General features: G+C 43.9%; 14 protein-coding genes. 4 read left to right on the forward strand and 10 right to left on the reverse strand.

Features of this window, described 5'->3' with window-relative positions; genetic code table 11:
- Positions 1–30: 30 nt before the first annotated feature.
- Both HUU58_04615 and queA read left to right on the forward strand, forming a co-directional pair.
- On the forward strand, positions 31–1131 hold the full coding sequence (locus HUU58_04615; GenBank protein ID NUN44945.1) for an MBL fold metallo-hydrolase: 1101 nt from the start codon (positions 31–33) through the stop codon (positions 1129–1131).
- A gap of 381 nt (positions 1132–1512) precedes the next feature.
- Positions 1513–2541, forward strand: a complete 1029-nt coding sequence (queA, locus tag HUU58_04620; GenBank protein NUN44946.1) for a tRNA preQ1(34) S-adenosylmethionine ribosyltransferase-isomerase QueA — start codon at positions 1513–1515, stop codon at positions 2539–2541.
- 77 nt (positions 2542–2618) lie between these two features.
- On the opposite strand, the gene HUU58_04625 is transcribed toward queA, so the two are convergent.
- The 6 genes from HUU58_04625 to HUU58_04650 form a co-directional block, all read right to left on the reverse strand.
- Complete coding sequence (locus HUU58_04625) at positions 2619–3041, reverse strand: SRPBCC domain-containing protein (GenBank protein ID NUN44947.1); 423 nt, start codon at positions 3039–3041, stop codon at positions 2619–2621.
- Positions 3042–3113: 72 nt separating this feature from the next.
- Entirely contained in the window at positions 3114–3758 is a 645-nt protein-coding gene (locus HUU58_04630; GenBank protein NUN44948.1) for an NAD(P)-binding domain-containing protein, read from the reverse strand.
- A 97-nt stretch (positions 3759–3855) separates the two neighbouring features.
- Positions 3856–5649: an ABC transporter ATP-binding protein gene (locus HUU58_04635; protein ID NUN44949.1), complete on the reverse strand. Its 1794-nt coding sequence runs from the start codon at positions 5647–5649 to the stop codon at positions 3856–3858.
- Positions 5650–5683: 34 nt separating this feature from the next.
- Positions 5684–5908 carry a DUF2798 domain-containing protein gene (locus HUU58_04640; protein ID NUN44950.1) on the reverse strand — a complete coding sequence of 75 codons (225 nt, stop codon included), beginning with the start codon at positions 5906–5908 and terminating at the stop codon, positions 5684–5686.
- Between the two features lie 15 nt (positions 5909–5923).
- The gene (locus tag HUU58_04645; GenBank protein ID NUN44951.1) at positions 5924–6220 is read right to left on the reverse strand and encodes a hypothetical protein; all 297 of its coding nucleotides are present in this window, start codon (positions 6218–6220) and stop codon (positions 5924–5926) included.
- Positions 6221–6241: 21 nt separating this feature from the next.
- A complete protein-coding gene (locus tag HUU58_04650) occupies positions 6242–7096 on the reverse strand; it encodes an SDR family oxidoreductase (GenBank protein ID NUN44952.1) in 855 nt (284 codons plus the stop codon).
- A 134-nt stretch (positions 7097–7230) separates the two neighbouring features.
- Between HUU58_04650 and HUU58_04655 the strand changes: the two genes are divergently transcribed.
- Positions 7231–7590 carry a helix-turn-helix transcriptional regulator gene (locus HUU58_04655; GenBank protein NUN44953.1) on the forward strand — a complete coding sequence of 120 codons (360 nt, stop codon included), beginning with the start codon at positions 7231–7233 and terminating at the stop codon, positions 7588–7590.
- Positions 7591–7595: 5 nt separating this feature from the next.
- Positions 7596–8099 (forward strand): GNAT family N-acetyltransferase, encoded by a 504-nt coding sequence (locus tag HUU58_04660; GenBank protein NUN44954.1) that lies wholly within the window; start codon positions 7596–7598, stop codon positions 8097–8099.
- Positions 8100–8294: 195 nt separating this feature from the next.
- On the opposite strand, the gene HUU58_04665 is transcribed toward HUU58_04660, so the two are convergent.
- The 4 genes from HUU58_04665 to HUU58_04680 all read right to left on the reverse strand — a co-directional run bounded on the left by HUU58_04665 (position 8295) and on the right by HUU58_04680 (position 14020).
- The gene (locus tag HUU58_04665) at positions 8295–9158 is read right to left on the reverse strand and encodes a universal stress protein (GenBank protein NUN44955.1); all 864 of its coding nucleotides are present in this window, start codon (positions 9156–9158) and stop codon (positions 8295–8297) included.
- A gap of 85 nt (positions 9159–9243) precedes the next feature.
- Positions 9244–10728, reverse strand: a complete 1485-nt coding sequence (nrfA, locus tag HUU58_04670) for an ammonia-forming cytochrome c nitrite reductase (protein NUN44956.1) — start codon at positions 10726–10728, stop codon at positions 9244–9246.
- A gap of 15 nt (positions 10729–10743) precedes the next feature.
- The gene (gene nrfH / locus HUU58_04675; protein ID NUN44957.1) at positions 10744–11370 is read right to left on the reverse strand and encodes a cytochrome c nitrite reductase small subunit; all 627 of its coding nucleotides are present in this window, start codon (positions 11368–11370) and stop codon (positions 10744–10746) included.
- Between the two features lie 610 nt (positions 11371–11980).
- On the reverse strand, positions 11981–14020 hold the full coding sequence (locus tag HUU58_04680) for a S9 family peptidase (GenBank protein NUN44958.1): 2040 nt from the start codon (positions 14018–14020) through the stop codon (positions 11981–11983).
- Positions 14021–14050 lie beyond the last annotated feature (30 nt).

Consider the following 14050-nt stretch of genomic DNA (forward strand, 5'->3'; position numbering starts at 1 on the left):
ACCCATAAGCTAACTTAAAGAGAGGTGGATATGAATCGAATTATCTTTTTTTTGGGAGTTTTATCTTTTTCGTCTTTTCTTTTTGCACATGACGGAGATATACACAAAGATTCTTCCAGTACGACCGTTCGTACGATAACCCATGTTGCTCCCAATATCTATATGATACGCCATCCGGACGCCCCGGACGGGTTTCCGCAAGGTAATACTACGGTTATCATCGGTGATCGCGAAGTATTGGTAGTGGATGCCTGCTACTTGCCTTCTTCAGCCAAACAAGATATCGAACAAATTCAAAAATGGACTTCCAAACCGGTACGTTATCTCGTTAACACCCACTGGCACTACGATCACACGATGGGCAACGGGACATACGCCGAGGCTTTTCCGGGTATTTCCATCATCGCGCATCACGAAACAAAAAAAATTATTCAGGGTTATAACCCGGGTTGGTTTGCCCGTTTTCCCAATCGTTCAGCGATTTTTAAAAGTGCCATCGAATCCGGAAAAGACGCCAATGGTAGCAAATTATCCGAAAGTGATATACGCGACTACAAAAAGTATCTTGACGGATTGACACCGGTACAAGAAGAATTTAGTAAGATCAAAGATCGCGCGCCCAATCTTTCGTTTGATCATGAGTTGACAATAGATCTCGGTAATCGTGAAGTGCAAATAAAACATCTGGGACGTGGAAATTCAGCCGGCGATATAATCCTTTATTTACCCAAAGAAAAAATCATCGTCATCGGCGATTTGATGGATCACCCTGTACCGTATCTGGGCAGCGGGTTCCCCGGCGAACAAGTCGAAACGCTCAACAAAATTGCGCAGCTTGATGCGGATACATTTATACCGGGTCACGGGAATATCCTCACCGGTAAATCCTATCTTTTCTTATTACGAGACTTTATCGCCGAAGTCGTCGCGGCGGTACGCACTGAAATCGAAAAAGTCGGAAACAACCCTCGGCTTATAGAGCAAGTCCGTGAGTCTGTTCACAAACGGGTTGATTTTACGGCATGGAAAAAGAGATTTGTCGGTGACAATAAAGAAGACGGCGATTTTTTTGACAGCTTCTCTGTTCAAGGCGTTTTTAACTGCGCTTTCAATGAGCTTGTGAGAAAATAATTTTTGGCACTCGTTTTATAAACCGGCTTATTCATACTCCGTAGAGGTTATGCGGTTAAGATATTAAACTCTGGACATTTCATGTTCATGGTTGTCTGTCAATCTTTAGCATAACCTCTATTGTTATAAAATTCTTCCCTCTCCATTCGCCACTCATATTCATAATTAGCTGCCATTTTAAGGGCCTCACCGTTTAGTTATACTGATTTAATAGGAAGCGAAATCACGTAATTTACGCAAACTATTGTAAAATCAACACTTTTTCAATTGACTTACCGATATTTTTTTGTTATATTCGCGGGTTGCGCTAGGAGTTTGATTTTTAATATTTTCAATAATTTAGCGCGTTGCAACAAACTATTCATTGTGTTTGAGGCTTTCATGAAACTTGCAGATTTTAAGTTTAAGTTACCGGAAAAATACATCGCGCAGTACCCGGTCGAACCGCGGGACAAAGCCAAACTTATGGTTTTGGATCGTAAAACGGGTGATATCGAAGATAAAATATTCCGCGATATTACGGAACACATCACAAAAAACGATTGCCTCGTTCTCAACGAAACTCGTGTATTTCCTGCCCGTTTGATGGCCCGCAAAGAAAAAACCAACGCTAAAGTCGAAGTGTTTTTGCTGCGCGAACTAGAGAACAATCTGTGGGAAGTGCTTGTCAAACCCGCACGCAAAGTGCGTATCGGCAATCGTTTGGTAGTTGACGGCGTCTATTGCGATGTTATTGATAATACGGTTTCCGGAGGTCGTGTTGTTCGCTTCATTTACCCTCAAGCCGATTTCCATAAATTTATAGACAAAGTAGGCCAGTGCCCCCTGCCGCCGTATATCAAACGTTCTGCCGAAGAAAGCGATAAAGAAGATTATCAAACCGTATTTGCACGTGTACGCGGCTCAGTTGCAGCACCCACGGCAGGCCTGCATTTTACCAAAGAACTGCTCGGACGCCTGAAACGTAAGGGTGTTACTATCGTACCGCTCGTGTTGCACGTCGGTCTAGGTACTTTCCGTAAAGTGCAGGTGGAAGATTTATCTCGTCATAAAATGGATTCGGAATACTTTGAAATACCGGAAATTACAGCGCGTGCGATCAATCAAACCAAAGATAAAGGCGGCAAAGTGATCGCCGTGGGTTCGACCGTCGTACGCAGCATTGAATCCGCCGTTACCTCGCTTAACCGCGTAAAACCACATCGTGGTTGGACTGATAAGTTTATGTATCCGCCGTATGAATTTAAAATCGTTGATAAAATGGTTACCAATTTTCATACACCGGAATCCACACTTTTGATGCTGGCCGCAGCATTTGGCGGGAAAGACAACATCTTCAAGGCATACAAAAAAGCGATGAAAGACAATTATCGTTTCTACAGCTTTGGCGATGCGATGCTGATCGAATAAAAAACTACATGTTCATGAAGATAAAAAACCCGCTTTTTGAGCGGGTTTTTTTATTTAAGCAAATATATACTAAAACATCAAACGGCGACAACGTACTTTGCAAAGTTATCGAGAATCGCTTGCCATCCATTTCTTTGCATATCAACGGGGTTCTCCTGTTCCGCATCAAAAACGCTAACGATTTTCGTGCTTTTTCCTGATTGAGAAAAATGTACGCGTACTTTCCTTCCGTCTTCCATCGTATAAGCGATCAATTCATGCTGTACCACTTCATCGTACGTGCCTGTGAAATCAAAGCCGAAACTGCCGTCTTTGGCTTCCATACGCGATAAAAAACGCCCGCCGACACGTAAATCATTTTCTGCTTTTGTTGTATGCCAGTCGTCCGAGGCCGCATTCCACTTAACGATATGTTCAGGTGATGTCCACACTGACCAAACTTTTTCTATAGAGGCTTGTATCGTAGCCTCTATAGTGACTTGCGTATATGGGTTTTGCATGAATTTGATCTTTCAAAAAACGTTGGTTATCTCATTTAGAACATGTCAGTTTGATAAAAAGTAACTGCGCTTTTACTTCTTCAAGAGTTTAAAGGCATGCATCCATGAATTGGATGTAAAACCCGGAATACACCATAATATACAGAGCGGTTCTATCGCGCGGGCGGCTTCGACTTTGCCCATATCCGCCCAATCCCAACCAAACTGAGTTAATATAGACGTGACTTGCGCTTTGGCTGCATCGTTATTACCACAAATGAACATGGTGGGCGTACCTTCCGCCATTTTGGGATTGACCATCAGGGCATTGCCAACACAACTAAAAGCTTTGACAAAATTGGCCTCCGGCGCAAGAACCTGTAATTGCTCCATCAATGATTCATTGGGTCCGGTAAAAAATTGCAATACGCCGTTGACCGGAGGAACTTCTTTGATCGGGTTATTTACATCAATCACTGTTTTGTTTTTTAGGTTGTTGATGCCGGCGCTTTTGACTGCATCTGCAGCCGCATGACCTTTTACGGCAAGCACGATCAACTCACCAAATGATGCAGCCGATGCCATACTTCCCACCTGAGCTTTATCACCGTTTTTGGATTTCCAGTCGGATAATTTATTTACGTCACGCGTTCCCATCATCACTTCATGACCATGTTTGATAAAACCACTGGCTAATACCTGAGCCACCTGACCGGAGCCGAGTACACCTATTTTCATATTAATTTCTCCATTAGTTAATAAACTTTTTAAAATCGTTTTTCATCATATTCCGCGATTTGAATTGTATCCAATATCGCGAAACTAATTTGTTTAATTAATTTTTTCGTGCCGAGTTTGCTTCCATCATATTTTTAACCGTCATATCGGATTTATTTTCTCCGATTTGTTGACGCCACATGGCGTAATACAGTCCTTTTTGTGCAAGCAATTCGTCATGTTTTCCGGCTTCCCCTATGCGGCCTTTTTCTAATACGAATATCCGGTCGGCATGCATGATAGTCGAAAGGCGGTGCGCAATACATATCGTCATATGTTCCTGACGATGTGAGATATCACGGATCGTATGCGTGATTTCTTCTTCTGTCAGCGAATCAAGACTTGATGTCGCTTCATCAAAAACCAACAAACGCGGACGACGTAATAGCGCGCGGACTATGGACAAGCGTTGTTTTTCACCACCAGAAACCTTAACGCCGCCTTCGCCGATAACCGTATCGAGGCCCTTATCGGCACGCGCCAGCAAACTGCCGCATGCGGCTTTATTCAAAACATCGAGACATTCCTGATCCGTTGCCTTCGGATTGACAAACAATAGATTCTCCCGTATCGTACCCGCAAAAAGCTGTGTATCTTGCGTAACAAAGCCGATCTGCTCACGCAGCACATCCAAATCAATCGTGTCGCCGCCATGGCCGTTATATCGTACGATACCGGACTGCGGTTTGTATAAACCGACAAGAAGTTTGACCAACGTTGTTTTACCGGCACCCGACGGGCCGACAAATGCAATCGTCTCGCCGCGATGCACCGAAAATGAAATTCCGTCCAAAGCATGGCGCTGCGCAGACTGATGTTTGAATACTACATTTTCAAATTCTAATTTTTCTATATCGGCGATCGGTACGGGATTGGCCGGTTTGGCTTCGCGCGGCGTGTTGAGAATATCTTCAAAATTTTTGAGTGACACCTCGGCTTCGCGATAAATATTGATAACGTTGCCTAACTCCTGTAACGGGCCAAATATGAAAAAGGAATAAATGAACAACGAAAAAAATTCGCCAAATGTGATCTCCTGTGCGAAGATCAGATATAACATGATAAATAAAATCGAATTTCTAAGAAAATTAACCAGGGTCCCTTGTACAAAACTCAAGCTCCGTATGTACTTCACTTTTTTGAGTTCCAGCTTCAGTATCTTTTTGGTTGTACCGTTGAGACGTTCGATTTCTTGCTGTGCCAATCCCAAACTTTTGACCAATTCGATATTGCGCAGGGATTCCGTCGTCGAACCCGCCAGTGCCGTGGTTTCTGAGACAATGGCTTTTTGGACTACTTTGATCTTTTTGCTAAGTACCGAACTCACCCAGCCGATAATCGGTATGGTAGAAAAGTAAATCGGAGCGATAACCCAATGCACGCTGATCGCGTATGCCGTCACGAAAATAATTCCAACCAATGTCGTAAATAAAATATTGATAAAGGCTGAGATCAGGCGTTCGACATCGGTTCTGACTTTTTGAAGTTTACCCAGTGTTTCTCCGCTGCGCTGATCTTCAAACGTGCTATAAGGAAGCTCCAGTGAATGCCGCAGACCGTCGGAGTATATTTGCGCACCTAATTTTTGTGTGATCGTATTGATATAATAGTCCTGAAAATTTTTGGCAACACGCGACACAAAAGCGACGCCGATCGCCGCGCCGAGTAATACGGATACGCCTTTGACAAACTCCTCAAACGAATAATCTTTGTAACGCGTCGCATATTCGTCGATCACGTGACGAAAAATCCACGGATCAAGCAACGAAAAAATCTGATTGACCGCTGCCAAAAACAACGCCAAAGCAACCAACTTCCAATAATTTTTCAGATACCCGATCAATAACTTCATAATCTCATACTTTCAATTAACTGACTTAGCAAAATTATTCTGTAATCATTTCGACCAGACGACGTATGCGCGGAACAGCTATGTACGCGACGGGAAAAGCCACTAAAAACGAAAAACCCCAGGCCTGAAGCCATAAATTGACATGCCACATTTCTACACCAAATGTGCGAAGTGTCATAACCAGTGACATAATGCAACTCAACGTCAGCGCCATAAAGAGGACGAATAACACTTGGGAATGCTTTTTGTTAAACTTCATACTTAGAATCCGCTTTTAATTGATCGAAAATAAGGTCGAACGCACTGTAGCTTTATTGTGAAAAGCTAATTCATAAATATCGAAGCGAAAATAATCATACAGTGGAAACGTAGCTAATATGTCAAACGCTTCCGAATCACTTTGAGCCCGGATGACAATCCAGAGTTTGGTACGATCGGCAGACAAAGCATAACTTTGTACAACCCGTTCTTCCAATAACCGATTGATCAATGTGCGCTGTTCCGGAATTTTGGAGAAAAACGCTTCATCGGGAAATTCTGGTAAAGATACATCCACCATATATTGATTCACTGTACACCTCCTGCATTATTTTTAAAACCGCGCCGCATTATCTTTGGCAAATTGCTCAAAACCTATCGGATCTTTCCCGGTCATATCGCGCGTCACATTTGAAATTTCAGCGGCGTACCCCGCTTTGTTGATCGCATGAAGCTCTAATAACCCGTCAATGGCCCAGTTCGGCATTTGCATTTCTATCATCGCTTTACGCGCCGCTTCTTCGGGCACGTCCGTGTAGGAAATGCTTTTGCCCGTTGCTTTGGAAAGTATCTTTGAAACTTCGTTGACACTCAATGCTTCGGGACCGGTGATCGTATAAGCTTTGCCGGCGTGTCCGCTGTGAGTTAATACATGCGCTGCTACGGCCGCAATATCACGGACGTCCACCCAACTTACTTTGCCTTCACCCAACGGCAGGTATATTACATCATTTTGAGGTGGAAAGAAATTGATAAAATTTTGCATAAACGAATTGGGACGCAGATGTGTATAAGGAATGCCGCTGGCTTCAATATATTTTTCAACTTCGCGATGCCAGCGCACCAAAGTAATACCCGGCTCGGCATCCGCTCCGGCGGCCGATAATTTGACGATGTACTGTACTCCGGCTTTTTTTGCTGCATCCACGATACGTTTCCCCATCGTGACGGATTCATCGGTAAACGGAGTAAGCATAAATAATTGCTTCACGCCACGGAGTGCATTTTCGATCGAAGACGGCAAAGTATAGTCTATGTGTACCGGCACTACATATTCGCTTGCTAAGGTTTCAGCTTTTTTTATATCACGGACTCCCGCTTTCACTTTGACTCCGAGTGTGGCGAGGTGTTTGAGTAATTGCGAGGCTGTTGTACCGGTCGCACCGGTGATGAATATCGAATTCGACATAAGTTTCTCCTAATAAATGGATTTATAGGTTGCCAATTAACAATGATAGTGTTAATTTAATCTTAAAGTTACCATTCGTCAAGTAAGCACTATAAAGTATTATAGTATCTAAAAGGATACTAATGGAGTAACACATGAAAAAGCAATTACCATTTTGTCCGGTCAATGCAACACTCAATGTGATCGGAGGACGCTGGAAACCGGTCATACTCAACCTCCTGCGCGAAGATACACTTCGGTTTAGCGCGTTGAAACGCCAAATACCGGGTATAACACAGAAGATGCTCACCCAGCAATTGCGTGAATTAGAACAAGATGGCATCGTTCATCGCGAGGTATTTCCCGAGGTACCTCCGAGAGTCGAATATTCGTTGACCGAATTTGGTCAAAGCTTAAAACCTATACTGAAAGCAATGTGCAGTTGGGGATCTGAACACCGGCGGTATCTGGACCGTAAATTGAAAGAAAATAGATCCGTCGAAGAAGCCGCATAAACACAATGAAACAACCCACACGACTACATAATTTCATCATCCGCAAGGCTAGCATTGAGGATGTACCTCTGATCTTAAATTTTATCACCGAACTGGCAGAATACGAAAAACTTCGTCATGAAGTCGTCGCAACGGAAGCTCTTTTACAAAAAAATCTTTTCGATAATAACCCAAAAGCTGAAGTCATCATCGGCGAATTGGATGGAAACCCTGTATGCTTCGCTCTATTTTTTCACAATTTTTCGACTTTTTTGGGTAAACCCGGAATTTATTTGGAAGATTTATACGTAAGACCCGCCGTTCGTAGCCAAGGAATAGGCCGTATTATGCTGGCTTACTTGGCAAAACTGGCTATCGAACGAGACTGTGGACGACTGGAGTGGTGGGTATTAGATTGGAATAAACGGGCCATACAATTTTATGAATCTATCGGCGCTACACCGATGGACGAGTGGACTGTATTTCGTGTTACCGGCAGAAACCTGGAAGAGTTAAAAAACGAATTCTGATCAACGGCTAATCTGTCATTTGATAAGCGTGAATCTTTCGTGAACAAGTAGAAAGTATTCTGAAATCTTTTACACTAAATATAACTACAGTGATAGATCAAAAGCGGATGTAATCTAGCGCTATTGTATATAGCAACTTGGTATGGCGTACTTGAAAAGCGGGTTTATTTTTCAGTCAGAAGGAGACGCGATAGCCTAGTTGTGCTGAACGTTATTTTGTTTTACTGAACGAAAAGTAACCACAGGTACCGGCGAATTATTGACCACTTCGGAGGTAACGCTGCCCATCAATACGCGCTTCAATCCTGTGCGTCCGTGTGTACCCATCGCAATAACATCAATTTCATTTTTGACGGCACATTCGATGATGCCGGCCCCTTCGGTATGCGCTTTGACCATCATCGTACGGTAAATCACACCCGTAATGTCAATCCTTGAAAGAAAACGCTCAAAATCATCCTGAATGCTTTTTTCCGTTTCGTTTTTATGCGAAACAGAAACATAAACGAGCGTCAATTCGCATGCAAAATCCCGTGCATAGGCAATAATTTGTTTCATCGTTTGACGGCACATATCTGAAAAATCAACAGGAATGAGCATTCTGCAAATATGGTTGGCATCACGTTTTTGGCGAATGGTCATCACGGGACAAGGCGCCTGGCGCACTATGCGTTCAGCATTGGAGCCGATGATCGCATTGATGCCACTTTCCCCATGCGTACCCATGATGATCATATCCGCCTTGATATTGCGCGCCGTTTCGACAATCTGATAATACGGCCTGCCGATCACCACGTGTTTATGTCCCACGACCCCGTGGTGCAAGCGCTGAATCGTATCGTCTAATTTTTTGTCGGCATAACTCGTTACATTATCCGATAACTGGTGCAGGTCGTTATCCCCGTAAGGCCCCATGGGGTTAAGCAAATACGTCGCTTCATCCACATACAAAAACTCCAGCGAAGCTTTATATTTTTTTGCGGTCAGTACAGCATATTCCAACGCCGCATCGGCGCAATCCGAAAAATCGGTCGGAAATAATATTTTATCTATTTTCATATCATAACTCCTGCCATCCTACCTAAAAATAGGATAACTCGTAAAAACACAAAACGACGCGTATCATGCTAAACGATGATAATGATCACTCAATTTTTGTGCCCATTTTGGCTTGTCGTTCGGTTGCTTTTTTATCCCATTCCGGCAAAACATTTTTTATAAACTCATCTTTTGCCGCTTTAAGTTTTGTCATGTCCAGACCGATAAACGCCTGCGCCTTTTCTTTCGTTGTGATATCAGGCATCGTGATCGGCCACGCTACGCCTTTGGCCATCAAAACCTGCGATAATAAAATCCGGGCTTCCTGTGCCTTTTGGATGCCTGCGCCTAAAACGCGCGCCGCCTCAAGCGGTGCATGAAACGAACCACCGTGACTCGCGGCAACATAGTCCCAGCGCCACTGTGCCTGGCGTATCAATTGTAACGCCGGCTTCATTTCATTCTCAGTTGCACCTTTTTCCCATGCTGTTTTGGCTTCGATATGTGCTTTGGCTAAAACGTCTTCCAGGCGTGAACGCACTTCGATCACTTTGTCCTGACGATCATTCACATTTTTTCGAAGCGTCTCTTCGCTCTCGCGATGGCACACCTGACACGAACCGGCGATATTGTTAAGCGGACTTTGGATTTTATGGTCGGTAAACTTAACGCCGCCCTGGCTACGGTACGGCATATGACAATCCGCACAGGATACACCGCGTTCTGCGTGAATACCTGTTTTGAAAATTTCGTAATCCGGATGCTGCGCTTTGAGCATCGGCGCTTTACTTACGGCATGTACCCAATCTACATGTTGTACCGAGTCATAATAAGACTCCATCTGTTCCGCCGTAAATCCCTTGTCCCAAGGGAAAGTCAGATACTTGTCCTCTTTTCCTTTAAAATAATACTCGACATGGCACTGTGCGCAAACCAATGAACGCATATCTTGATGATTTGATTTTTCCACATCCATACCGCGTCGTTTAAAAGCTTCGGCTAATGCAGGGCGCGTAATGCGAAGATTCATCGTCTTTGGATCATGGCAATCCTGACAACCGATGGGATTAACTATTTCATGGCCAAGATTATCCCATTTTTCTTTATAAAAATTGGGAGCGCCGCGTTCATTCATTACGCGCGGTACATCCGTGCTTTTGCATGTCCAGCACGTACCGGGCTGCGGAGCGCCGGTGCGCAAGGTTTTCCGAATATCTTCGACCGCATAATAATGACCGCGGGCTTGTTTAAAATCTTTAGAAAATGCATAACCGGCAAAAAGAATAACTACATTCGGATATTCAGCAAGTACATCGCGGGTTGCGCTCCCGCCATGTTTGCTGCGAAACGATGTATCTTGCGTACTCATATACGTTTCATATTCGCGCGGAAAATTTTCACCCCACACTTCATTGCGCGGTTCCCAATCAGCGATTGGTTTGACCATTTGAAACAATGTTTTCTCTTCACCGCGACGCTCCATCACGGTATTGGCAAACATGCCAACGAGAAACACAATGCCCACGGTTGCAAAAAAAAGCAACCAACCGATCCACGGCTTTTCCTGAACCGTTTGGATAATGTTTTTCATACTGTAAACCTCGATTTAAGGGTGAAGCGTAGTATCTAAATTTGTTTTTTGCGGATTTTTTAAAAACGATTCCATCCAATCCGGCATAACCTTGGCCAAACGAGGGACGCGTGCATAGGGCGTGGAGGCCAGGCTATTGACGCGACCGTGTGGCGTTTCACGGTGGCATTGCCAGCAAAGAAGGCCTTCACCGTGCCGAGATTCAGCATACGAAGTACGCCCCGCTGAAACACGTTCAGTAAGACTGTTGTGACAACGTTGGCAGTTTTCCTGCACAACCGCCGCTCCGGCTTCTTTGATCTGAATTACCTGCGGTTCCATGCGTAACGTAAACATTGTGGCGTGACGAAGCCCGTCTTGCGCTTTAAAAAAATACTTTCGAATTATATTATCGTGCGGAACATGACAGTCGTTGCATACCGCAACGCGTGCATGGCTTCCGTGTTGCCAGGTTGCAAATTGCGGCGCCATAACATGGCAATTGACGCACGTAGCCGGATCATCCGATAGATATGAAACAGCATTGGAAATTTTGAGAATCACCAATCCCAAGCCAAAAAGAATACCCATGAGAATTAAAACAGGGAACCGCCACTGATCAGGCGGTATAACCAGCACAATAAGTTCTCGCAGTTTTCTCATAATGCTCTGATTCCAAAAGCTTTTTATATAAAAAAGACAACACTATCTCAAATTTAACAGTAAATCTTACTGAAATCACACAGAGCACACCATGACAAAAGTCATTAAAATATTGATTTACGGGTCAGCTACGAAATGAACGAATATCAAAAAAAAACGATGTTTTTTTTATAACTGACAATTATCACTTACAAACCCCCATACTGTCAGATGATTTGTATATGCTTAAAAAACGAATAACATCAAAAAATAGAATCAATATTGGGCTTTTTTTGATTTTTCGAACTTTGAAATGCACTATTGGCGACGATACATTGCGTCAACCTGCCAGATAATGACGCGCTAGAACGTTGTAGCGCGGGAGAGGGAATATGCAAAGCGTTCTTCTTGTATACTAGAAAGCTCGCTGAGTCATCAGGATAAAAGAAAAAAGTATCAATCTTAAATCTTATTCACAACGCCTACGTGTGAAGTGATTGTTTTGAAAAAATCATTGCGGTCGTGTCGAATCAATACCTCCTCATACATGCCGCCCATTCGACTAACTCGGATGTATTCATTCGTTGACCGGTATTGTCGCCTCAGAAAGTCACGTATCGCTTGCGTTCTCTCACGGTGCCGGTTGGCGTAACCACTGATCAAACCATGTGTGTACAGTCTGGTACCATAAACGCCCGTTCTGCGGTTTGAGTATCCAATGTCCTTCGTCGGGGTAATACAAAAACTTGGAAGGAATGCCTTTGCGCTGCAATACTTGAAAAAGATTTACACCTTCGATAACCGGTACACGATAATCCAGTTCACCATGCACGACGAGCGTCGGTGTTTTAAAATTTTGCACATAGTTATACGGTGACCATTTTTCAAACGTCTCCCGATTAGCGCCTTCCCAATAAGGGCCGCCCATTTCCCATTCATCAAACCACATTTCTTCGGTGCCGCCATACATATTAAATTTATTCATAATACTTGCATGGCTTACAAAACATTTAAAACGATCCGTGTGCCCGTTCATCCAATTCATCATATATCCGCCGTAACTTCCGCCCGCCGCACCGATACGATCTTTATCAATGAAACTATAGGTCGAACAGATATAATCCATACCTTTCATCAGATCTTCGTACGGTTTGCCACCCCAGTCCATTCGTATTTCATCGGTAAACTGCTGCCCATAGCCTGTTGATCCGCGAGGATTGACCATCACAACGACATAACCGGGTGCAGCAAAAAGCATCGGATTCCATCGCCAACTCCATGTGTCGTTCCAGGCGTTTTGCGGTCCGCCATGCACCAAATACACTACCGGATATTTTTGAGCCGGGTCAAACTTCGGCGGTTTCACCAAAAAACCGTGTACGGGTGTATTGTTCGCTCCGATAAACCAAAATTCTTCAGGCGCGGCCATTTCCAATGCGGCTAACTTCGCTGTATTTACATTACTGAGCGGCGTACTTTTTTTTCCGTCCTCGCTTACGGCAAAAATTTCACTCGGCATACGCATACTACTCCGGCGAACAATAACCGCTCCTTGCGCTACATCCGACAAGAGGTCAAATGTTTTTGTGGTGATTTTTTTAGGTTCACCACCACTAACGGATATTTGAAAAACCGGATGGTAACCCTGATCCTCCGCATCAAAATAAATAGATTTGCCATCGCGCGACCACACCAACGTTCCGACCGAACGATCAAATTTTTCCGTCAGATTTTTCGTTTTTCCGGTGGCTACTTCATACAGTTTGAGATCCGTTTGATCCGCTTCATATCCTGCACGTTCCATCGAACAGTAGGCGATATACTTACCGTCTGGCGAATAAACACCATTATTATCTACGCCGGGACTAGTGGAAATTTTTTTAGGCTCACCGCCGATTACCGGCATCGTCCATACATCGTTATTGGTGGACCAGGCTATTTTAGGATCCGTATTCATCGTAAAAATGATCGTCTTACCGTCCGGCGAGAAACCAAAATCATGAGCACCGCCCAGATCAATCGGAGGCACATCATAGTCTCCTGCGATCATATCGGATATTTTGCCTGTCGCCACCTCCAAAAGAAGAAGTTGACTACGTTTACCGTCTTTAAACGAATCCCAAACGCGGAATGGCAATTTGTCAATGAGCTGCGCTTTGACTTTGCTGTTTTCGGCCGCATCGTTATGAGCGCGATTACAATCATCCGTTTCACAATCCGGAAACACATCCGACGTAAAGAGAATGTATTGGCCGTTAGGCGACCATACCAATCCGTTACCTGAAACCTGCGTGGAAAGATTCGTCACACGTTTTGGTTCGCCACCGTCCAATGCCATAGTCCATATTTGAAAACCACCAAGCCGATTGGATAAAAATGCTATAGTTTTACCATCGGGTGACCAGATCGGCGTAATATCTTTGGTCGGTGAAAAAGTCAACTGGCGCGAAGTTTTACCATCTACCGATGTCAGAAAAATATTGGAAGTATACGTATTGGATTCCAGCGAGTATTTACGCACGTTGTACAAGACCCAATTACCGTCCGGTGAAACAGCCGGTTCGTCCACACGCCGCAAATCTGCAAAAGCTTCGTATGTCAGAATTTTTTTATCCTGCGCGATTAAAACCGCAGAAAACAATGTTATCACTAATAAAATTTGACGTAGCATAATCTATCCTCATGTAATAAATGATATACT

It is taken from the genome of bacterium (assembly GCA_013360215.1).
Classification (GTDB): domain Bacteria; phylum CLD3; class CLD3; order SB21; family SB21; genus JABWCP01.